This window comes from Flavisphingomonas formosensis (assembly GCF_009755815.1).
GTDB lineage: Bacteria > Pseudomonadota > Alphaproteobacteria > Sphingomonadales > Sphingomonadaceae > Flavisphingomonas > Flavisphingomonas formosensis.
The window spans coordinates 125251-146328 of record NZ_WRPK01000014.1; the positions used below are offsets into that span (position 1 = coordinate 125251).

At 61.1% G+C, this 21078-nt stretch carries 18 protein-coding genes and 1 pseudogene; 12 read left to right on the forward strand and 7 right to left on the reverse strand.

The window, feature by feature from the left end; translation table 11 throughout:
* The first annotated feature begins 55 nt into the window (after window positions 1-55).
* Complete coding sequence (locus tag GQY20_RS28820) at window positions 56-349, forward strand: hypothetical protein (protein ID WP_198351267.1); 294 nt, start codon at window positions 56-58, stop codon at window positions 347-349.
* Window positions 350-364: 15 nt separating this feature from the next.
* Here the strand turns inward: GQY20_RS28820 and GQY20_RS28825 are convergent, their stop codons facing one another.
* From GQY20_RS28825 to GQY20_RS28845, 5 genes are all read right to left on the reverse strand, one after another.
* Entirely contained in the window at window positions 365-904 is a 540-nt protein-coding gene (locus tag GQY20_RS28825) for a hypothetical protein (RefSeq protein ID WP_157220630.1), read from the reverse strand.
* Between the two features lie 5 nt (window positions 905-909).
* Complete coding sequence (locus GQY20_RS28830) at window positions 910-1125, reverse strand: hypothetical protein (protein ID WP_157220631.1); 216 nt, start codon at window positions 1123-1125, stop codon at window positions 910-912.
* 253 nt (window positions 1126-1378) lie between these two features.
* Entirely contained in the window at window positions 1379-2128 is a 750-nt protein-coding gene (locus GQY20_RS28835) for a hypothetical protein (RefSeq protein ID WP_157220632.1), read from the reverse strand.
* 4 nt (window positions 2129-2132) lie between these two features.
* Entirely contained in the window at window positions 2133-2357 is a 225-nt protein-coding gene (locus GQY20_RS28840) for a hypothetical protein (protein ID WP_157220633.1), read from the reverse strand.
* A gap of 208 nt (window positions 2358-2565) precedes the next feature.
* The gene (locus tag GQY20_RS28845; protein WP_198351268.1) at window positions 2566-3261 is read right to left on the reverse strand and encodes a 2OG-Fe(II) oxygenase family protein; all 696 of its coding nucleotides are present in this window, start codon (window positions 3259-3261) and stop codon (window positions 2566-2568) included.
* 335 nt (window positions 3262-3596) lie between these two features.
* Between GQY20_RS28845 and GQY20_RS28850 the strand changes: the two genes are divergently transcribed.
* The 6 genes and pseudogenes from GQY20_RS28850 to GQY20_RS28875 all read left to right on the forward strand — a co-directional run bounded on the left by GQY20_RS28850 (window position 3597) and on the right by GQY20_RS28875 (window position 11827).
* Window positions 3597-4145, forward strand: coding sequence for an HNH endonuclease (locus GQY20_RS28850; RefSeq protein WP_157220634.1), 549 nt, complete (start codon window positions 3597-3599; stop codon window positions 4143-4145).
* 2040 nt (window positions 4146-6185) lie between these two features.
* Complete coding sequence (locus GQY20_RS28855) at window positions 6186-6767, forward strand: hypothetical protein (RefSeq protein ID WP_157220635.1); 582 nt, start codon at window positions 6186-6188, stop codon at window positions 6765-6767.
* 7 nt (window positions 6768-6774) lie between these two features.
* Window positions 6775-7656, forward strand: a pseudogene (locus tag GQY20_RS28860) (YifB family Mg chelatase-like AAA ATPase); the annotation flags it as partial.
* 689 nt (window positions 7657-8345) lie between these two features.
* Window positions 8346-10820, forward strand: coding sequence for a TonB-dependent receptor (locus GQY20_RS28865; RefSeq protein WP_157220636.1), 2475 nt, complete (start codon window positions 8346-8348; stop codon window positions 10818-10820).
* A gap of 198 nt (window positions 10821-11018) precedes the next feature.
* The gene (locus tag GQY20_RS28870; RefSeq protein WP_157220637.1) at window positions 11019-11255 is read left to right on the forward strand and encodes a hypothetical protein; all 237 of its coding nucleotides are present in this window, start codon (window positions 11019-11021) and stop codon (window positions 11253-11255) included.
* A 131-nt stretch (window positions 11256-11386) separates the two neighbouring features.
* Window positions 11387-11827 carry a DUF805 domain-containing protein gene (locus GQY20_RS28875; RefSeq protein ID WP_157220638.1) on the forward strand — a complete coding sequence of 147 codons (441 nt, stop codon included), beginning with the start codon at window positions 11387-11389 and terminating at the stop codon, window positions 11825-11827.
* A 12-nt stretch (window positions 11828-11839) separates the two neighbouring features.
* On the opposite strand, the gene GQY20_RS28880 is transcribed toward GQY20_RS28875, so the two are convergent.
* A complete protein-coding gene (locus GQY20_RS28880; protein WP_157220639.1) occupies window positions 11840-13417 on the reverse strand; it encodes an ABC-F family ATP-binding cassette domain-containing protein in 1578 nt (525 codons plus the stop codon).
* Window positions 13418-13502: 85 nt separating this feature from the next.
* Window positions 13503-14438, reverse strand: coding sequence for a LysR family transcriptional regulator (locus GQY20_RS28885; RefSeq protein WP_157220640.1), 936 nt, complete (start codon window positions 14436-14438; stop codon window positions 13503-13505).
* A gap of 99 nt (window positions 14439-14537) precedes the next feature.
* On the opposite strand from GQY20_RS28885, the gene GQY20_RS28890 reads away from it, so the two are divergent.
* The 5 genes from GQY20_RS28890 (at window position 14538) to GQY20_RS28910 (ending at window position 21074) form a co-directional block, all read left to right on the forward strand.
* Window positions 14538-15533, forward strand: coding sequence for an aldo/keto reductase (locus GQY20_RS28890; RefSeq protein WP_157220641.1), 996 nt, complete (start codon window positions 14538-14540; stop codon window positions 15531-15533).
* 99 nt (window positions 15534-15632) lie between these two features.
* Window positions 15633-16511 (forward strand): LysR substrate-binding domain-containing protein, encoded by an 879-nt coding sequence (locus GQY20_RS28895; RefSeq protein ID WP_157220642.1) that lies wholly within the window; start codon window positions 15633-15635, stop codon window positions 16509-16511.
* Window positions 16511-17683, forward strand: coding sequence for a TDT family transporter (locus GQY20_RS28900; protein WP_157220643.1), 1173 nt, complete (start codon window positions 16511-16513; stop codon window positions 17681-17683). The genes GQY20_RS28895 and GQY20_RS28900 overlap by 1 nt, the downstream gene beginning before the upstream one ends.
* A gap of 159 nt (window positions 17684-17842) precedes the next feature.
* Window positions 17843-20221 carry a TonB-dependent receptor gene (locus tag GQY20_RS28905; RefSeq protein ID WP_157220644.1) on the forward strand — a complete coding sequence of 793 codons (2379 nt, stop codon included), beginning with the start codon at window positions 17843-17845 and terminating at the stop codon, window positions 20219-20221.
* A gap of 205 nt (window positions 20222-20426) precedes the next feature.
* A complete protein-coding gene (locus GQY20_RS28910; RefSeq protein ID WP_157220645.1) occupies window positions 20427-21074 on the forward strand; it encodes a TetR/AcrR family transcriptional regulator in 648 nt (215 codons plus the stop codon).
* Window positions 21075-21078 lie beyond the last annotated feature (4 nt).

The window sequence follows — 21078 nt, forward strand, 5'->3', positions numbered from 1 at the left end:
TGCAGGTGCGGTAGCGTCGGCGCCGGTCACGATTAATTGGGGGCTGGCGGGGTCGGTGCCGATCCTGCCCCTCCTCGCTGGCACGGGTGCTGCGGTGATCGTCCGCGCCATCATCGTGACGGACAATCAGAAACGGTTATGGCTCTACAATGTGGCGGTGGCGGCTATGACGATGCTCTTAACGGGAGCCATCATTGCAGACCATGGGCTCAACCTCAGCCACAGCGTTTTCCTTGGGATCGGCTTAGGAGGCTTGGGAGTGGGCGTGATCGAGCTTGGCAAAGCCGGAGCGCTGAGCGTCATTAAATCGATCGCAGCGGCGATCAACGAAGCGACGAAAGGGAAATGAAGCTATAGCCGGCTGCTATGGGTTGAATTCGAAAGCTGCTTTGGCATAGGTCCTGTTGAAATAACCGAGTGACGCTTTTGTTGTAAATTTTGTGTCGAGTTTGCATAGCTTTGATCCGACATAAAATATGCCGTTGCGTTTGCCGCCTACGATTGTCGATTTCATCGTGATGGTGAATGGCTCAACCGTTTTGACGATGCTAGTGAATGATCGGTTGAATGTTTTTCCGTCTGTGTCGTTCGTTTCTTCAACGATCTTGAATATCGATTCTCCACTCACAAACTGGCGAGCGTCGTTGTAGATCTCTGTATAATTCCAACCAGTTGTATTTGATTTAAGTGAAAAGCTGCATATTAGCTTTTCACCGTTGAGATTGACAGTATCGCCGGTGATGCTGACCGATTTAAACCAGCCGCCGTCAGTGAACTCGTTTTTTGTCACATGATCGAGGTGAACGGTGAAAACGCCGTCAAAGACTGGGATTTTTACGCTGCCAATTTTCTCGGGGGGCGTGGCGCTGCCGCTTGCAAGGAGCGCAAATGCAAGACTGATCATCGAATTCAGTCAGCCTGCTTCCGACGCTCGCGCGCTTCGTTCACCACATATATGGTGAACATGATCACCCCGCCAATGAAGAGCCGTTTGACGGTCATATATGGGGCAATGAAGTAGATCGGGAGACCATAGATGAGCGCGATAAAAAACAGACCAAAAAACAGCGTTTTAACCTCGCTGAAGAAGGTCGGTTTCTCGTCATATTGATCGCCATCGGTCATCGATCGTCTCCCCTGTCCGGCGGTCTATAGCATTTCCGCAACAGGCTGGGAACTGCGATCGGATTTTATCGAACTATATCAATCTGATGCCGTGGCAGACCGCGAGTGCGACGATGAGCATGATGGTGGTCATTATCGCGGTCGCAATGGCATCACGGATGGTCGCGGCAGGGTGGTCATTCATTGTCTTTCTCCTTGTTCGTCAGGAATATTTATTGAAATAGGCTAATGCAGGGGTGTTGAGAGGTTTGTCTTAATCGATCTTCGGTTGGGTTGCGCGATAACCGAAAGCTGTTTTCTCAGGGATACCATTAAGGGCTCTTGTGACCGCTTCGTCTGATCCGAACAACGAAATAGGATCGAAAGTGCAGCGTTCAAAAATTGCTTGGGTAAGCGGTTCCTTGTTGAGTGCGTCGGTCAATTTGGTCGTGTGCTGGTGAAAGTTGGTCATCAATATTTCTCGTGCAACCGGCAGCATCCGCGAAAGTCGAGCGAATGTCTGTGGGTGGAAATTGATGCTGGAATTGTAGCCGGCAGGCAGCCAGCCACCCTTTTTGATCTCGACGAAAAATAGCTTGCCGCTGTGCCACACTTCGTTCGAAACTGGCTCATTGTGATATACATGAGCGAGTGCTTTGTTTCTAATCTCGATTAATGCGTTATGGTCTTCTAATTCTTCTGAAGATAAGTGGTCTGTGATCTTTACAGCCCCGCGCTCGCCATATTGCCCGATTGTCGCCGTTGCTCGGGAATACAATAGGATTGCCTGCATCAACAACGCCATCTCAATCGACGAATTGGCATCTGAAACGGTTGGCGTCGAGTTATTCAGAAGATCGCGAAGCGCATCTCTCAACAAAGCGGCTTGCCCAAGATCGGCTAGGCATGATTGAGAAGTCATCGCCTTCCTAAGGGCTTTTTTGACCGTCGTGGCTACCGGCGTGCCTTCGAGTTCCTTCAAAACTCGATCAGCGTCGGAGAATCTTGGGAATTTCTCTGTCATCCGCCTAGCATATCAGATGTCGGTCAAAATAATCCAACACCCGACCATCAACGGCGGTCATCCGTCCAGCATAATTGAAACCAATCTGACGGACGAACCATGCTACCCGCCGATTGGCTGGATCGATCTTCGAAAAGAAGCGATCCGGTTTCAGATTCCGGTCAACCCAATCGAGCATTGCCGTGGTGATCGTGATTGCCTCTCGTCCGCGAACGGTCAGCGGGTGCATTATGTGACCCTCCCATATGTGCGGTGCGTGAGCCTGTAGGAGCATGAAGCTCGCTCCATCGGTCAGAAGCACATTGTAATCAGGCGTATTGAGAAGAGGCTGAAAATCCAATGGCTCTCCATCGGGGCTAAGCCATTTCAAGCAATCGGGCGAATTGGCGAGTCGGTTTATCGCCTCGTGATCGTAGGTCCGCCAGATGGTGGCACTGTCAGCATTCGGGGTCATCGTTCGACCAGATGACCAGCAAATGACGATCACCCTCCGTGACGGGCAAGCCTTGGTGGCTGATTCGCCGACCGTCAAAGACAAGGGCATGACCGGCGGGCAGGGGAGGGACGGTGACGGTTGAGAGCAAACCGTCCCTCAGTTCAGTTCCTCCTCCGCTGAACGACTCGGGGCTCAGCGATATGACGGCGGTGAAATTACTATCACGGTCGCTGTGCCAGTTTCCGCCAGCCCGATCGGCAGGATTGTATTTCGCCATCTGGATCGAGGTGATTCGGGATGGCAGCTTGCCCCAAATCAACAGGAACCATGGCGCTAGAGCGACCCTAAGGAGCTTGTTGACGATCTCGTTAGCGTCCGGATCAACCTTCGCTAGGATCGACTCAGGGATACGGTAAGGCGCTTCCTCAATGTCATTTTCCTTCCAGTCATAGCATTGTGATCTCGTTACAAGGTCAGCGCACGCCTCTGGCGACATGACCGGCACTGTGAAAGCGGCGGTAGTGAGGAGCGGGACACGACCGTCAGCAAGTATCCGAATTGCCCATTCTCGGGAGGCTAGGGGGATTGCTTCGTAGGCGGTCTGGAGCGCTTCACGACCGTTCGCAGCAGCCTCTACCAACGGTGCGAAATCATACGCGCGTTCACGCGTCCATTCTGGATGTAACCAACCGCTCATCTGTATTGAGTGATCGTCTGACCAGATTCAGTCATCAAATAGGCGCGGTCGTGATTGCCTAGGTGGACATCGTATTTCTCTTTGTCGAAGAGGGCGATCCGTAGCGTTCGTGATCGTGAATCCCAAATCGTTCTATCGGCGCTGTGCATTTCTTCATCGCCATTCTCGCGCATTATTTTTGCGTAATACATATCTCGTTGGTTCTCCTTCTTGATATTTATCAAAAGGAGATACGAAATTGCGCGAAAATGAGCCTTATTCGGTGCCAGTATCTGAATTTTGATAAATACCTGTGAGGAGAAAGATGAATTGTCTCCTCACAGGAGATAATAATAATGAGAAGGTGGATTTGTGTAGATTTCGATCTAGATGATTTCGTAAAGTTTAATCAGTTCTTTGGTGTGGCGTATTCTCGGATCGATGAATTCAAAGACTATGAGATTGGGTCGGATGGTTCGGTTTGGTCGTTGAAATTCGGTAAGCGCAAACGGCTCAAGCCGTCGCTGGGATCGGGCTATGAAACCGTCTCACTTTGCCGAAACGGTGAGCGGCATGAACAGTTCGTCCATCAGATGGTGCTCAAGGCATTCTCGGGTCCGCGTCCGGCGGGCATGGTTGCCTGCCATACGCCCGATCCGACGAAAACTAACAATAATGTCAATAATCTGAGGTGGCAGACTCCCGCGCAGAACATTGAAGACGCGCGCCGCGATGGTGTGTTGAACGGTAGGCGAGCGAGAAAGCTAAACGCCGAATCGGTGAAGGAGATTCGGAGGCTCAAAGCTGAGGGCATGCGGACAATCGATGTTGCTAAGCGATTCGAAGTGAGCCGGGATACCGTCCGTTCGATTCATCGCCGGCAGGCTTGGAAGGATGTTGAGTGATTCGAATCGGCTGACACATCGGATTGAGGGGCACGCTAGGGGTGTGGATTACCGACTTGGGCATCCACAGGGGCTGTGGATAAAGTCGGCAGCATATCTTATTGATTTAAAACGATCTTTCAAAAAAATGAAACGAAAGTTGGGGACAAACTGACAACGCCCCATTGACCCTGCCCCCGAGTCGTGACCCTATACCCGAAGGGATCACAGAATCCTTTCCCGCCTCAGGATCGATTGATTTTTGAGGGTGGGAGTCCGTCCAGTGAACCGTCACGAAGCTCAGACAAAGCAGCTACAGGCTTGCTTGAGGGCTAATCGACCGTTCCTCGCATTCGTCGTCCTAGCGAAGCGCCCCATGATAGCCGCGATCGGGTTGCTGACGACTGGCGGAGCGGTCGGGGCGGTTCGGTGGCTGATCGGGCTGTAGCCTCGTGCCTGCCCGTTTCGATTATGCGCCGCCACTTGTCTCTACCCGTCGCATTTTGGGGGAAATTTAGCCGAATTTTCCCGCTGACGCTGATTCAAATGATGTGCACATCCCCGAAGGCGAGGTTGCACCGACCCGAGGGGCGAGCTTCCCGCACATCTTGATGTTTCAAGCGGGAGTCCGTCCAAAATGGATCGTTACGAAGCTCGAACCAGACAGCTACAAGCCTGTCTCAGGGCTGATAAGCCTTGGTTAGCGCTGGCGGTGATCCTATGCAGAGGGCGGGCGTTTGCTCTGCTCAGCCTGATCGCGGCAGGGGCGCTGAGATGGCTCGTCTGACCGTAGCGACCGGAATTCGCGCTAAGCCGATTCAAAAAGTGTTTGGCACATTTCCGATTTTATCGGAGATAATGTGATCGAAAAGGGAGACGACGCGCGCGGCTCTTCTGGAAGGAGCAGCGATCCTAGCCGGGATGCGTCTCCCTTTTCGATCATCTGACCATCGTTGGACCGATGGGCAGTATGGGTTCGCACAGCGGGATGAAGGCATCTGTCATGCGAACTCCTTCATACTATGGCGCATCAGACTCCGCGCGCTAGAGCGATAGCTTAACTTTTGCTACTCCGTTCGTCGCAAATTCGGACCGCTTGACGGCACTCTAAAGAGCCTGATTGATCGCCATAGGCTATCAAATTGACCGGTTGTGGTGCAGCCGATATATGCCCCCAACAGCACGGACTGTTGGGGGCTGCCGGTTCAACCGGCTATCTTTAATGTCTGCGCTGGCATGCGCACCTGTCCTTTCTAGGCGGGGTAGTAGATGAGCCATCCGCTTGATTCGCGGTCTGGAGGATGGCTCGTTGCTTGCCTTCACGCCAGCCTATGCCTCAAAGCCGAAGTAACCGCAAGGTCCCGTGCGCGATTTTTCGCGATGGGCTGGCTTGCCTGCTGATGTGCAAGCTAATCTTTAAAGCAATGTTCCACCAATAGTGTTGTATTATAGTGTCTATGATTTGCATTGCGCGCATTGATATAGAATCATTTGTGCGTCGATGACGATCATGTTCTAATTCAATTATATGTTGTTTGAATAGCATTGGCTTCAACGCGGTAATGATGCGTTCTAACTAGCGTCAACGAAAGTGTGTTGGCGCAAGCGCTAAATTAGCCGCTAAATTGATCGCATGTGCAGTCGCAACGGCTAGGTGAGCGAAAGCGGCGCAAGTGTATTGTGTCATGAAGGTGCTCTGAGCCTCCGGTAATAGGCGGTGAGGGCGGGGTATTGAGGCATCTGCCGATCAAAGCGATTAGCCGCGTAATTCGGACATACGGAGGGGCAGGGCGGATACCGTCCCGTCTGAGGCGCGGTGGACTTTTCGTCCGCCTATGTCGGAAATCACCGGTGACATCGCAGCATTTAATGTCCGCTGCGATGCAGAACGCTCCTAAATTCCGCTGAATTTAACTTCCTTGCTTGTTCCGCGAATCGGATGGCATCGTTGCGCTCGATCCTGACCACGGAGGTTGTGTAATGAGTAGCACGAAGCGACCGCGAGGACGACCGAAAGGTAGCGGCATTGATGATAGTGCCGTCCTAATTCGAGTGGCGGACATGATCCTCAAAGATAGCTCGTTGAAGCCGGCTACGGCTTTCAAGCGAATCGACAGCACCTTTGGTGATTCGACGATCCGACGGCTTGGGCGAAAATGGAGGAGCAAGCAAAGTGTGCTGCTCTCCACGGCGAGAGAGAAGGCAATAGGTTCTGCTGTCCGCGCTGCTGAGCGTCCATTCAGAGATGTGGCTCAGCCTCGCATCGGCGCCTCAAATGACTACCTTGCCGCCGTTGTGATGGCACAACCGTTCGAGCAGCGGCATGCCAAAGCCATCGAAGCAGCGGCGCGCTTTGAGGAGCACCGAGCCAAGGCAGTTGGGGCGGCTTTGCGATTCGATCAGCAGCAAGCCAACGCGATCGAAGCAGCAAAGCGATTTGATCAGGCGCATGCGCTGGCGGTCGGCGCCGCGTTGGATAGAATCAACAAAGAGATTGCCCAAGCGGTGGGTCGCACTCGCGATGGAGCGAACTACGCCTCTCTTACAACGATCCCCCTCGCTGAAAGCACTCAGACGCTCCAGCGAATTGCTGAGGCAAGGCTGTCACCGTGGCAACCAACTATCGCAGGGTTGGCGCGATAACACCTTTCACAATCTGCTGATGATCGGCCCGCCCGGCGCTGGCAAGTCGCTGCTCGCGGCCTGCCTGCCCGGCATCCTGCCCGATCTGGTGGCGGAGGAGGCGCTGGAGGTGTCGATGGTCGCCTCGGTGGCTGGCGAATTGCAGGAGGGGCGGCTGATTCGCTCGCGCCCATTCCGCAGCCCGCATCATTCGGCTTCGATGGCGGCGCTGGTTGGCGGCGGTCTCAAGGTGCGTCCGGGCGAGGTGAGCCTGGCGCATCTCGGCGTGCTCTTTCTGGACGAACTGCCGGAATTTCAGCGAACCGTGCTGGATTCGCTGCGTCAACCGCTCGAAACAGGACGCGTCTCTGTCGCGCGCGCCAATGCGCACGTCACCTTTCCCGCCCGGGTTCAGCTCGTCGCGGCGATGAATCCGTGTCGCTGCGGCCATCTCGGCGATGCCGCGCTCGCCTGTTCACGGGCGCCGCGCTGCGCGTCGGACTATCAGGCGAAGGTCTCCGGCCCGCTGCTCGACCGAATCGACCTCCATGTCGAGGTGCAGCCGGTGTCGGCTGCGGACCTCGTCCTGCCGCCGCCGGCGGAGGGATCGGCCGAGGTAGCGGCGCGGGTTAAGGCGGCACGGGATATACAGACCGCACGTTATGTCGGCGAGGCGGCGCGCACCAATGCGGAAGCGGACGGCGCGTTGCTCGACAAGGTCGCAAAGCCCGACGAGTCCGGCACCAAACTGCTCGGCCAGGCGGCCGAGGCGATGCGTCTGTCCGCCCGCGGCTATCATCGCGTGCTGCGCGTCGCGCGCACCATTGCCGATCTTTCCGGCTCGCAGGACGTGACGCGGGTCCACATTGCCGAGGCTCTGAGCTATCGGAGGCGCGCGCCGGTGAACTGACGCGTGGGCGGCTCAGGCTGCCGGGCCCATCGGTATGGAGATGCTGCATCGGATGGGTCTGTCCGACCTGTTGACGCCGGCTCGTCCGCCCTCCGGTCCATAGCGCAGTCACGTTGACCGAACCGCCGGCGCATCGCCCGTCGCGAAACCAGGCAGTCCTTCCTCATGCTCATTTCCGAAAAATGCGCGTGCCATGGTGCCGCTGGATCTTGAAACTTGCATTATCTTGCAATTTTAGGGCGATCGCCACGGGGCTGTGCCCCGAATGTCACAGCTCGTGCGAGAATGGCTGGTTTCGGCGTCTAGGCGGATTAAGCCGTCCAGCCGTTTCTCGTCATTTTGCGAGAAAATGCCCGTTTCCGGGTGTCTTTTTCGCGAACGCAGTGCAGGATTCAGCGCTTGCCAAGCGGGAGGTTCCTCCTCTAAACGTGCACTCAAGACTATTTTTAAAGCGGTGAACTCTACATCGCGGTACAAAATCAATAAAGATCCGGAAGGGCTCGCGCTCCGGGGCGGGGCTTGCCGTGGTCGGCCGTTTGGGAAGGTGAGGATGTCGAGGGCTGTCCTGTCTGGATCATCTTTTCTCCGTTCGCGCCGCGCCCGCATGGCGCGGCGGCGGCGGTTCTTTTCTTGACGTCATTTGCACTTCGATCGGGTCATCGACCCGAAGGTTGGGAAGGATTGCGAACATGAAAGCCCGTTTTACCCCTTATGTCCTGGCGACCGCCTTGTGCGGTGCGGGGGCGTTCCTCGTGGCAGCGCCTGCCGCCGCGCAGGACAGCAGCGCCGCGAGCCCCGCTCCCGCTGTACCGGCTACTGCCGCCGAAGGGGCGGGCCTGCAGGATATCGTCGTGACGGCGCAGCGCCGTGTGCAGAATCTGCAGGATGTGCCGCTGTCGATCGTGGCGATCACGCCGGATGCGCTCAAGCGTACGGGCGTCGCCGACATTAGAGCGCTCAACAACATGATCCCCAACGCAGTGATCGAGCCGGTCGGTCTCTTCCCGGGCGTCGCCTCGCTCTCGATCCGCGGCGTCGGCGTCAGCGGCATCGAAAGCTTCGCCGATCCGGAAGTCGCCGTGTATATCAACGGCATCTACCAGGCCCGCAATGTGAACGCGCTGAGTTCCACGCTCGACGTGTCCTCGATCGAGGTTCTGCGCGGTCCGCAGGGCACGCTGTTCGGCCGCAATGCCTTCTCCGGCGCCATCTCGCTGCGCACCAACAAGCCGGACCTCAACGCGCTCGGCGGTAGTCTATCGGTCAACTACGGCAATATGGACAAGCTCGACGTCGATGGCGTCCTCAACGTTCCGCTGGTCAATGACAAGCTGGCGGCACGAGTCGCCGTTCGCTACCACAAGTTCGGTGGCTATCTGAAGAATTCGGGTCTTGTTCCCGATGCCAGCGATCCCACCGGCGGCCCCATTTATGATTCCAGCCTCGCCGGAAAACGGATGAGCAAGGAAAAGTCGATCTACATTCGGCCGACCATTCGCTATCAGCCGAACGATCAGTGGGACATCACCCTGTTCGGCGAATATTTCCGTGAGCGGAGCGACGCCTATTCGGCGGGCATGATCGTTCTGCCGACGGCGACCGGCACCAATCAGGTGACGGCGACCAATCCTTTCGGCGATTCCAGCCTTGGCCTGCCGAGTGACGGCAGTGATCCGCGCGTCTCGGGTGGTCTTCGCGGCTCCGCTTATCCGGTCAACAATGACCAGTACAACATCACACTCGATGCCGCCTACAAGATCGACGATATCGGCACGATCCGCCTGCTGAGCAACTATAACCACGCGACGTCGCTCGGATGGGCCGATACGGACGGGTCGAACTATAACATCTTCTCGACCGAGCGGGCCGAAACCTACAGCGCCTATTCGAGCGAGCTGCAGTTCACGTCCAGCTTCTCCGATAAGCTCGATCTCGTGGCCGGCCTTTATTATCTCTGGGATCATTACCAGACTTCGCAGTTGACCTTCAGCGCGGTCAACAATCCGTCGCTGTGGGCCGTCGCGCCGAGCCTCTCGAACACGGCCTGGAATCCGGGCTACATCAACAACGAAGGCAAGCGGAAGACCTGGGCAGCCTATGCGCAGGCCGAATATAAGATCACGCCGAAGTTCAGCTTCGTCCTCGGCGGCCGGTACAGCTGGGAACGTAAATATGACTATCGCGGCTTGAACATCTCGTTCAACAGCACGGGTCTCACGCGGACGATCGATCTCGAGGATCATCTCTGGGGGACCAACACCTCGGCGATCTTCGGGCCGATTGCGAAGAACTGGAAGAGTTTCTCGCCGCGTATCGGTGTGAACTACAAGCTGGATCGCGACATCCTGTTGTTCGCCTTCTGGCAGCGCGCATTCAAGTCGGGTGGCTTCAATGCCAACTCGGCCAGCTCGATCGCATTCGATACCCCGTTCGGTCAGGAGCGGGACGACAACTTCGAAGTCGGCATCAAGAGCGACTTCCTGGATCATCGCCTGCGCGTGAACCTCAACGCCTTCTACACGAAGTTCAAGGGCCTGCAGCGCAGTCTCGTCACGCCGACGCCGGCCGCGCCGAGCGGCATCACCACGGTCACGCAGAACCTGGCGAACATGGAGAGCTACGGTATCGAGGCCGAGATCGCGGCCCGCGTGACGTCGACCTGGACGCTCTTTCTGAACGCCGGCTGGAACAAGGCGAAGTACACCTCCTATTGCGCGGATCTCGACGGCGCGTCCGCTTCGCCGACCGCGGGCCGTGCCGTATGCGGCAATGCCACGCAGATCACCAGCACGACCTATCTGTATCCGCAGGATTATTCGAACCTGAGGCCGCTTCGCGCACCGCGCTGGGATGTGACCGGTGGCGTCACCAAGGTAGTCCCGATCAACGACGATACCAAGGCGACGTTCAACACCAGCCTTAACTATCGCAGCTCGATGTATGTCCAGCTGCTCAACGTCCCTTACTCCTATCGTCCGCGTCAATATACGTGGGACTCGAGCCTCGAGTTCAGCTTCGATCGCGGCAAATACAGCCTCAACTTCTGGGGCAAGAACCTGACCAATCAGATCGAGATCCTGAACTATCTGCCGGTCAGCGGCTTTGCCGACTACAACATCACGCCGCCACGCACCTACGGTGTCACCGGTACCGTGAAGTTTTGATGGCATAGCACCCGAAGCGTGGCTGGCCGGTCGGCCGCCTCGTGACGGACGCCGCGTGCGCATCGTGGTTTCGAGCGAGGGCTCCCGTACCGAACGGGGGCCCTTTTCGCTTGCCGGCAAGGCCGCATTGATCGCCGCGGCGGATCCGTCCAAAAGGCGCGCGGATCAGTGCCGATGACAGGGAGAGGCCGCCGCGCCATGGCGATCATACGCGTATTCCGCCTCATGGAAGGCAAGCAGCGCCATATCGGCGATTATGATTTCGAGCATGTGCCGGCCAGCGGCAGCTTCATTTCGGTGAAGAGCGGGCAGGGGCGGCTGACGCTGAACGTGATGACCGTGGTGCATATCTGCGAACCGGACGAAGGCGAGCCTGCGGTGCAGCTCGTCGTCGAAACCTCGACCGACCGGATGATCAATCGATCGATGATGTAATTCGGGTTGCCGGTTCCGGCTTTCCGGCGGCCTGTGCGCATTGTTGCCTGCAAACGAAAAGCAGGAGATAGTCGTATCGCTCCGGCAGGTCGGTCGTCAATGGCCGGCGCCGCAAGTAAAGGAGAGCGGGAATGGAATGGATGCTGCTGCCGTTTCGCCGTTATGCGCAATTCTCCGGCCGGTCACGCCGCAAGGAATTCTGGTACTTCACCCTCTTTGTCTTCGTCGTGAGCCTCATTCTTTCGGCGTTGGATTCCGCCCTAGGCCTCGGCGGGTCGACGACACGCGAGTTCAATCGAACATCCATGGGCATGAGCGCCTATTATGGCTCGTCCGGCGGCCTGCTCAGCGGCATTTTTTCGTTGGCGGCGCTGATACCGTCCCTGGCCGTCTCGGTACGCCGGCTGCATGATACGGATCGATCGGGCTGGTGGCTATTGCTGATGTTCCTCCCGATCATCGGCTGGATCATCCTTCTCGTCTTCTACCTTACCGATGGATCCCGCGGCACCAACCGCTTCGGTCCCGATCCCAAGGAAACGCCGGCGGACATCGCCGAAACCTTCCGCTGATCCGCATGGCGCTCAGCCGAGTTCAATCCGTTCCTCGATGCCGATCGCATCGAGGAACGCGGCGTCATGGCTGACGATCAGCAGGGCGCCGTCATAGTCGCGTAGCGATGCCTCCAGCGTTTCGATCGCCTCGATGTCGAGATGGTTGGTCGGCTCGTCGAGGATCAGCAGTTGCGGGGGCGGCGATCCGGCGGTCGCGATGGCGAGCCCGGCGCGCAGCCGTTCGCCGCCGCTCAGCGTCCCTGCAGCGCGTAGCGCATCGCGATTGCGGAAGGCGAAACGCGCGAGCACCGCATGGGCTTCGTTCGGATTCAGCGCCGGATGACGGCGGCGCAGATTGGTGACGAGATCCGCCATGGGATCCAGCAGCGCGGCGTGCTGGTCCAGCATCGTGATCGCGCCCGGCCTGCGCTGCACGCTGCCCGAACTGGGGTCGATCGCGCCGGTGGCGAGATGCAGCAGGCTGGTCTTGCCCGCCCCGTTGCGACCGGCAAGGGCGATACGCCGTGGCCCGCGCAGCGTGAAGGAAAGCGGGCCGAAGATGCGGCGGCCGTCGCGCTCCAGCACGACCTTGTCGAACGCCAGCAGCATGCGCTCGGCAGGAAGGCCCGTTCGGGGCAGGTCGATGTGCAGCGGGGTCAGCCGCTCGACCCGCGCGTCGGCCTCCGCCCGCGCTGTCTCGGCCTCGCCCACCAAGCGCGCCGCGAGATGGTTGTCCCGCCCGCCGCTATTCTCCGCGCGTTCGCGCTGGCCGCCGAGGAACAGCCGGCTCTCGCCGCCTTTGGCCGCCCAGGCGCTGCCGCTCTTGTCGCGCCGCGCCTTGCGTTCGGCCTGGCGCTGGATGGCAAGCTTCTGGGCCTTGAGGGCCTGATCCGCGCGCGTGAGATCGGCCTCGGCCTGCATTCGTTCCGCTTCGCGCGCGGCGGCGAAGGCGGACCAGCCGCCGCCGAAGAGCGTGACGCCGACCGGCGAGAGATGCACGATGCGATCGACATGCTCCAGCAGCATGCGATCGTGGCTTGCGACGACCGCGCCGCCGCGCCAGCCCTCCAGCAATGCGGCGATCGCGGCCCTGCCGTCTTTGTCCAGATTGTTGGTCGGCTCGTCGAGCAGCAGCAGTTCCGGTGCCTCGACGAGCAGCCGCGCGATGCCGAGCCGCGTGCGTTCCCCGCCGCTGAGCGAAGCGCAGGGCCGCGCGAGATCGAGCCCGTCGAGGCCGACCTCCGCCAGCGCTTCGGCAAGCCGGGTCGGCAGCATCCAATCCGCCTCGGCCATGTCCTCGGCGGTGCCGAGGCCGCGATCGAGCCGGTCCAGCCGCGCCAGCGCCTCGTCGATCCCGAGCGCATCCGCCCCCGAAACCCCGGCCGCCGGCTGGATCTGGCGCAACATTCCGACGCGCGCCTGGCACACGATGCTGCCGGCCGCCGGCTCCGCCGTGCCTGCGATCATCGCGAGCAAGGTGGATTTGCCCGCGCCGTTACGCCCGACGAGCCCGACCGTTTCGCGTCCGAGCGCGAGCGTCAGTCCGGAAAAAAGAGAGCGTCCGTCAGCGGTGGCGGCGGAAACGGAATCGAGCGTGAGAAGCGACATGGGACACCTGGACAGCGAGGAAACGATCGAAACGGTTCGCTTCCTTGTCCAACTTGTCCTCCATCGGCTCGATTGAGCCTCTCAGCTAGGCGCTCGCCGACGACTTCGCAACCCTGGACGGTGGATCGGGGCGGTCGGCCTTTACGAAATCGACGAATGCGCGCAGCGGCGCGGGCATCAGCCGGCGGCTTGGATAATAGAGGGACGGACCGGGAAAATCTTCCGTCCAATCCTCCAGCACGCGGATCAGCGTGCCCCTGGCGAAGCTGTCCGCCAGCGTATCCTCGAAGGTGGCGATGAGACCAAGCCCGGCCTCAGCCGCGGCGAGAGCCATCTCGATCGATGAGGCGATCAGGGGGCCGTCCGGCGCGATGCGGAACCGCCTTCCGCTTCGTTCGAGATCCCAGATGGCCAGGCTGCCGCTCGCGAAGCGATGGCCGATACGGGCGTGGTCGGCCAGGTCTCGCGGGTGGCGCGGGGTGCCGTGCCGGGCGAGATAGGCGGGGGCGCCGCCGACCGCGAAACGCTGTCGCGCGGGGCCGATCGGCACGGCGATCATGTCGCGGGCGATGCTTTCCTCATAACGGATGCCGGCATCGAAACCGGCGGCCAATATGTCCACGAACATGTCCTGCGCGGACACCTCCAGGCGGACGCCGGGATGGGCGAGGAGGAATCGTGCGGCGATCGGCGGCAATATGTGGCGCGCGACGATAGTCGGCACATTGAGCCGCAGCGTTCCCGTCGGCCGATCTGCATCCGCGCCGGCGCCGTCGATGGCGTCGCCGATCTCGCTGAGGGCGGGTCGCAACCGTTCGAGCAGCCGCTTGCCCGCCTCGGTCGGCGTCACGCTCCTTGTCGTGCGGTTGAGCAGGCGCACGCCCAGATCGGCTTCCAGCCGCCGCATCGCATCGCTGAGCGACGAGGCGGACAGGCCCCGCTTCTGGGCGGCGACGCGGAAGCCGCCTGCGTCGGCAATGGCCGAGAAGAGCGCGATATCGTCGAGGCTGGGTGTCGCCATTGTCCGGAATTCCGTACGGGTCGTTCTGATTTGATCCGCTTATCGCACGAAGTGCCGATCACCATAAAGAGGCCATCCGAAAGCCAGGAAGGACTCATCATGGAACAGCGCTCTCTCGGTCGTAACGGACCTGCCACGGCTGCAATCGGCCTCGGCTGTATGGGCATGTCCGGTGCCTATGGACCGGCCGACCGGCAGGAAGGCATCGCCACCATCCATATGGCGCTCGATGCGGGCATCACTTTGCTCGATACCGGCGACTTTTACGGCATGGGTCATAATGAACTGCTTATCGCCGAGGCGCTGAAGGGCCGTCCGCGCGACTCCTACCTGCTCAGCGTCAAATTCGGCGCCCAGCGCGATCCGGCGGGCGGCTGGCTCGGCTTCGACGGGCGCCCGGCCGCGGTGAAGACCGCGCTCGCTTATTCGCTGCAGCGCCTGGGGGTTGACCATATCGACATTTATCGTCCCGCGCGGCTTGATCCCGCTGTGCCGATCGAAGAGACGATTGGCGCGATCGCGGATATGGTGAAAGCCGGATATGTGCGCCGGATCGGTCTTTCCGAAGTGGGTCCGGAAACGATCCGCCGCGCCGCTGCCGTCCATCCGATCTGCGATCTGCAGATTGAATATTCGCTGCTTTCGCGCGGGCCGGAGGACGCAATCCTGCCGGCGACGCGTGATCTCGGCATCGCCATCACGGCCTATGGCGTGCTGTCGCGCGGGCTGATCAGCAATGACTATGCGGCAGGACAGGAGACGGTACCGGGCGACTTCCGGTCGCACAGCCCGCGCTTCCAGGCGGGCAATATCGAGGCCAATCTGGCGCTCGTCGCGGCATTACGCGCCATTGCCGATGCCAAGGGCGTCAGCGTCGCGCAAGTTGCGATCGCATGGGCGGCGGCGCAGGGGCGGGATATCATTCCTTTGATCGGGGCAAAGCGTCGCGATCGCCTTGCCGAAGCGATCGGCGCGCTGGATGTCGCGCTGGATGGGGACGATCTCGCCGCGATCGAGCAGGCCGTTCCCAAGGGTGCGGCGGCGGGAGACCGTTATCCGGCGGCGCAGATGGCGATGCTCGATAGCGAAGCCTGATCACGCTATACCGATCAAAAATTACGATCGGTTCGACAATGACAATCAATTGGATCGATCGATTGCTCCGGCTTAGCAACAGAGCAGGAGCAATCGATCATGACCCTCGAACAGTTGCGCATATTCGTCGGCGTCGCAGAGCGCGAGCATATGACTCGCGCCGCCGCGGCGCTGAACGTCACCCAATCGGCCGCCAGCGCCGCGATCGCCGCGCTCGAGGCGCGCCATGCCGTCTCGCTCTTCCACCGCGTCGGACGCCGTATCGAGCTGACCGAGGCCGGGCGCGTGCTGCTCGACGAGGCCCGTGCGATCCTTGGTCGCGCGGCGAGCGCGGAGCAGGCGCTGGCAGAATTTAATGGGCTTCAGCGAGGAACGCTGAAGCTGATCGCCAGCCAGACCATTGCGGGTTACTGGCTTCCCCGTCATCTCGCCGCCTTCCGCGCGCGCTATCCTGCCATCGCCATCGAACTGGCCATCGCCAATACCGGTGTCGCGGCGCAGCGGGTGCTCGAAGGCGCGGCGGAGCTGGGTTTCGTGGAGGGCAGCATCGTCGATCCGGCGCTTGCCCATTGGGCCGTCGCCGAGGATCGCATGATGCTGGTCGCTGCGCCGGGCACGGAGACGGCGTTTCTGATCGACGACGATTGGCTCCGCTCCGCCCGCTGGATCATGCGCGAGCCGGGATCGGGCACCCGGTCGACGCTGGAGGAGGCGCTCGGCGCGCGCGGCATCGATCCGGCCACGCTCGATATCGCGCTCACCTTACCGTCGAACGAAGCGGTGCGCGCCGCCGTCGAGGCGGGGGCCGGTGTCGCCATGCTGTCGGCGCTCGTCGTGCTGCGCGCCCTGCGGGCCGGCACGCTCGCCGAACTCTCTTTCGCTTTGCCGCCGCGGCCCTTTTTCGGGCTGCGCCACAAGCAACGCTATCGCAGCCGCGCGGCCGACGCGCTGCTGGCGCTGATCGAGGAGGTTTCGTGATGATCGACCGCATCCCGGGCGGCGAGCCGCGTCTCGCCGCCGCTCTGGCAGGCCTTCGCCCGCTCGCCACGCTGGATCATCCCCGCGAGGTGATCCGGCAGTTCACGCCGAACTGGTTCGCCGCCACAATGGGCACCGGCGTGCTCGCCCTGCTCCTGCCGCAGCTGCCTGGCGTCGGCGGCCGGCTGTACGGGTTGGGAGAGGGGTTGTGGAAGGCGAATATACTCCTCTTCCTGCTTTTCTCGGGCCTGTACGGTGCGCGCTGGCTGCTGTTCGGGCATGAGGCACGGCGGATCTTCGGCCATAATGTCGTCTCGATGTTCATCGGCACGATTCCGATGGGCCTCGCCACTATCGTCAACGGCTTCGTCGTCTTCGGCCTGCCGCGCTATGGTGCGGGCGCCATCGTGGTCGCGCAGTGGCTCTGGTGGCTGGACGCGGGTCTCGCCCTGCTGTGCGGTGTCGCCATTCCCTATATGATGTTCACCCGGCAGGAGCATCGCATCGACCAGATGACCGCCGTCTGGCTGCTGCCGGTGGTCGCGGCGGAGGTTGCCGCGGCGAGCGGGGGGCTGCTCGCGCCGCATCTCGCCGGGGAAGGCGCGCGCTACGCGATGCTGATCCTCTCCTATGTGCTCTGGGCCTATTCCGTGCCGGTGGCGTTCGCGATCCTCGCCATCCTCATGCTGCGCATGGCGCTGCACAAATTGCCGCACGAGAGCATGGCTGCCTCGAGCTGGCTCGCACTCGGCCCGATCGGCACCGGGGCGCTCGGCCTGCTGCTGCTCGGCGCCGACGCGCCCACGCTCTTCGCGGCGCGAGGCATGGCCGAAGCGGGGGAGGTGGCACGCGGCATCGGGCTGATCGGCGGCACGGCCTTGTGGGGGTTCGGCCTGTGGTGGCTGCTGCTCGCCAGCCTGATCACGCTACGCTACGTGCGTATCGGTATCCCGTTCAATCTCGGCTGGTGGGGCTATATCTTCCCGCTCGGCGTCTATGCGCTGGCGACGCTGCGTCTCGGCGCGATGCTGCAGCTCGGTTTCTTCGGCGCCATCGGTGCGGTGCTCGCTTTCCTGGTCGCGATCCTCTGGCTCGTCGTCGCCGGCCGGACGGTGCGTGGGGCCTGGCAGGGGACGCTGTTCGTCTCGCCGTGCATCGTTGGCGGTGCCTGAGACGGGACACTTCATGTCGCTATCGCAAATGCATGTCCTGACAGGCTAAGTCCGTCGCTTTGACAGTGCGGACCGGCGGTTGGTACCCCTTTTCCTCACGGCAGTGGCGCGGGACGCCGCGCCGGCACGAGTGCAACGGCGCTCGAAGGGAGAGAGAAAATGGGAAGACTCGCGCCAATCGCCCTGCATCTGCTCGGCGGCGCCGCGCTTGCCGCCACGGCTGGCGGCACGGCTTTCGCCCAGCAGCCGACCGACCAGACAGCGGCCAGTCCGGATGGCGACATCGTGGTCACCGCCCGGCGACGCGCAGAGAGCGCGCAGAACGTGCCGATCGCGCTGACCGCGCTCACCGGGCCGCAAGTGTCCGCGCCGGGCGCGATCGGCCTGACCCAAGTGGCGCAGCTTGCGCCCAGCCTGCAGCTCACCGCCACCAATCCGCGCCAGACCAACATCAACATCCGCGGCCTCGGCGCGACGCCGGCCTTTGCGAGCCTCGGTCTCGAATATGGCGTCGGCGTCTATGTCGATCAGGTCTATTACAGCCGCCCCGCGCAATCGGCGTTCGATCTCTATGATCTGGAGCGGGTCGAGGTGCTGCGCGGGCCGCAGGGCACGCTGTTCGGCAAGAACACGACGGCGGGCGCGATCAACATCACCAGTGCGGAGCCGTCCTTCACTCCGTCGATGAGGGCCGAATTCTCGGTCGGCAACTATCAGTCGATCCAGGCGCGCGCGACGGGGACGGCGCCGATCACCGACACGGTGGCGGTGCGGCTGACGATCACCGACACGACGCGCAACGACGGCTTTCAGCGCAACGTGATCACCGGCGATCGCGTGCACGATCTCCACAGCTTCGGCGCGCGCGGGCAGATCCTGTTCAAGCCGAACGAACGCTTCAAGCTGCGCCTCATCGGCGATTACAGCGATCTCAACCAGGATTGCTGCACCGGCGTCACCACCACGATCCGGACGACACGCGTCGACGGATCGGCGCTGCCGAACAATTTCCTGCAGCGTGTCGCGCGTTTCGGCTACACACCGCTGCCGATCGACCCCTGGTCGCGCCGGATCGAGACTAACCGGCCCTTCTTCGTCCATCTGAAGACCTATGGCGTCACCGGCATCGCCGACTGGGATCTCGGCGCGGCGACGGTCACCTCCGTCACGGGTTGGCGCAAGCTCGATTATTCCCCAGCGACGGACGGGGACGTGACCGGCCTCGACATCTTCGAAAATGCCGGCATTCACGAGAAGCAGAAGCAGTTCAGCCAGGAGATCCGGCTCGCGTCGAACGGCACCAACCGTCTCGATTACGTCGTTGGCGCCTATTATTTCTGGCAGCGCATCGACGATCGCATCTTCACCATTTACGGCCCCGACGCGGCGCTGTGGATTCTGGGGCCTGCCACGGTCGGCGGAAGCACGCCCTCGGCATCGGGCCAGGCTGCGCTCAACGGCCTTTTCGCAGACGGCGCCGCGAGCGCGCGGACGCGCAGCTATGCCGGCTTCGGCGAACTGACCTGGCACCTCACCGATACGATCGATCTCACAGGCGGTCTGCGGTACACGCATGAAAAGAAGGATGGCTTCTTCGAGCAGGTCCAGCGCGGCCCGGCGCTGGCACCCGGGGATGCGACAGCGCAATTTATCCGCAACAGCTTCGCGGCGAACATTCCGACCTTCTATGCCCGGACGAGCGAAAACAACCTTTCCGGGCGCGGCACTGTCGCCTGGCATATAACGTCCACAGTAATGGCCTATGCCACCTATGCCCGCGGCTTCAAATCGGGTGGCCTTAATCTCAACGCCGTCGCCGCGCCGCGGGTCGGCACCGTAGCAAAGGTGCCGCTCGTGATCGCGCCCGAGAAGGTGCAGATGATCGAGGCAGGCCTCAAGACCCAGTTCTTCGATCGTCGCCTTACGCTGAACCTCGCCGCCTTCACCGAGCGGGTGCGCAACTATCAGAGCCAGCAGTTCGATGTGGCAGCCGCTCAGACCGCCTATATCGCCAATGTCGGCACCGTCCGCTCGCGCGGCTTCGAGGTCGATGCCAATGTACGCCCGATGCGCGGGCTCAACCTGTTCGCCTCCGCAGCCTATACCGACGCGAGCTATCGCAGCTTCAGGAATGCGCCCTGTCCGGTGGAATATCTGGGTTTGCAGACGGTCTGCGATCTCAGCGGGCGGCGACTGCCCGGCGTTTCCCGATATTCGGCCTCGGCAGGCGGCGAATATGCGGCGGACATCGGCTCGGACGAGCAACTCTACGTAAACGGCGACTATTCGTACCGCTCCTCCTTCTACACGACCTATAATCTCGCCGCGGATTCGCTTGCCAAGGGCTATGGCATCACCAACATGCGTCTCGGGCTGCGGCGCAGCGGCGGCGGCTGGGATGTTTCGGTCTTCGCCCGCAATCTCTTCAACACCCACTATGTCAGCATCATCAACCCGTCCGCGTTCAACACCGGCCAGTCCACCGCGATCCTGGGCGATCCGCGGACGTATGGCATGACGCTGAAAGTCTCGATGTAGGCGCCCCGGCGCCGGCATCGGCGTCGGCGCGTGACACGAATTTCACGTGCGGGGCCTGCGCCGGCCTTTGGCATCGTGTCCATTGCCGTTATGGGAAGGAAGGACGCCTTGTCGGCGGCCCTCCGACGGCAATCGCATGGTAATGATTTTGGACAAGATCGCAGCTCCAAAGGATCCCCGCACCAGAGCCTCCATCGAAAAAATATTGCATTGGGCCGAGCAGCTTTTCGCCACCAAAGGGCTGGACGCCGTGTCGCTGCGGGAAATCGCCGTGGCGATGGGATCGAAGAACAACAATGTCGTCCAATATCACTTCGGCTCGAAGGAACGGCTGTTCCGTGCCCTCTTCGATGCGCGAGCCGGGCAGATGGAGGGACGCCGGGCGCAGATGGTTGCTTTTGCGGAGGAGCAGGGCCGCATGGGCGATGCGGCGACCTTGCTCGAGATCATCTGCCTGCCGCATCTCGATCTCGTCGATGAGCGGGGCGCCCATCCTTACGCCGCCTTCATCGTACAATATGCGCTGCGTTACTGGCGTGCGGACGATGGCGAATATTGGACGCGCCAGGGCGAGACGGCGCCGTTCCTTCACCGCGTCATCGCCGCCCTCGTCGAAGCGCTGTCACCGCTGCCTGCACCGATCGCGCGGACCCGCGTGCAGCTCTGCAACTTCCTGTTCCTGAACGCGGTGCTGCGTCTCGACAATCGCGGTGCGCCGCAGGGCATAGCGCCGGCGGCGCTGCTGCACGATGCCTTGTTCGCCGCGAAGGCGGCGCTGCTCGCCGGCAGCGCGCAGGAGGAATTGCGCGCCGGCACCTTCACCGGCTGGTTCGAGGCCTTCGGGAAGGCCTGATCCT

Coding starts and splice junctions, on each gene's coding strand:
- GQY20_RS28865 (WP_157220636.1), top strand. CDS start 8,346: ATGAAAGCCCGTTTTACCCCTTATGTCCTGGCGACCGCCTTGTGCGGT.
- GQY20_RS28825 (WP_157220630.1), bottom strand. CDS start 904: ATGATCAGTCTTGCATTTGCGCTCCTTGCAAGCGGCAGCGCCACGCCC.
- GQY20_RS28855 (WP_157220635.1), top strand. CDS start 6,186: ATGATCCTCAAAGATAGCTCGTTGAAGCCGGCTACGGCTTTCAAGCGA.
- GQY20_RS28900 (WP_157220643.1), top strand. CDS start 16,511: ATGATCGACCGCATCCCGGGCGGCGAGCCGCGTCTCGCCGCCGCTCTG.
- GQY20_RS28885 (WP_157220640.1), bottom strand. CDS start 14,438: ATGGCGACACCCAGCCTCGACGATATCGCGCTCTTCTCGGCCATTGCC.
- GQY20_RS28870 (WP_157220637.1), top strand. CDS start 11,019: ATGGCGATCATACGCGTATTCCGCCTCATGGAAGGCAAGCAGCGCCAT.
- GQY20_RS28850 (WP_157220634.1), top strand. CDS start 3,597: ATGAGAAGGTGGATTTGTGTAGATTTCGATCTAGATGATTTCGTAAAG.
- GQY20_RS28880 (WP_157220639.1), bottom strand. CDS start 13,417: ATGTCGCTTCTCACGCTCGATTCCGTTTCCGCCGCCACCGCTGACGGA.
- GQY20_RS28840 (WP_157220633.1), bottom strand. CDS start 2,357: ATGCACCCGCTGACCGTTCGCGGACGAGAGGCAATCACGATCACCACG.
- GQY20_RS28895 (WP_157220642.1), top strand. CDS start 15,633: ATGACCCTCGAACAGTTGCGCATATTCGTCGGCGTCGCAGAGCGCGAG.
- GQY20_RS28890 (WP_157220641.1), top strand. CDS start 14,538: ATGGAACAGCGCTCTCTCGGTCGTAACGGACCTGCCACGGCTGCAATC.
- GQY20_RS28835 (WP_157220632.1), bottom strand. CDS start 2,128: ATGACAGAGAAATTCCCAAGATTCTCCGACGCTGATCGAGTTTTGAAG.
- GQY20_RS28905 (WP_157220644.1), top strand. CDS start 17,843: ATGGGAAGACTCGCGCCAATCGCCCTGCATCTGCTCGGCGGCGCCGCG.
- GQY20_RS28830 (WP_157220631.1), bottom strand. CDS start 1,125: ATGACCGATGGCGATCAATATGACGAGAAACCGACCTTCTTCAGCGAG.
- GQY20_RS28845 (WP_198351268.1), bottom strand. CDS start 3,261: ATGAGCGGTTGGTTACATCCAGAATGGACGCGTGAACGCGCGTATGAT.
- GQY20_RS28875 (WP_157220638.1), top strand. CDS start 11,387: ATGGAATGGATGCTGCTGCCGTTTCGCCGTTATGCGCAATTCTCCGGC.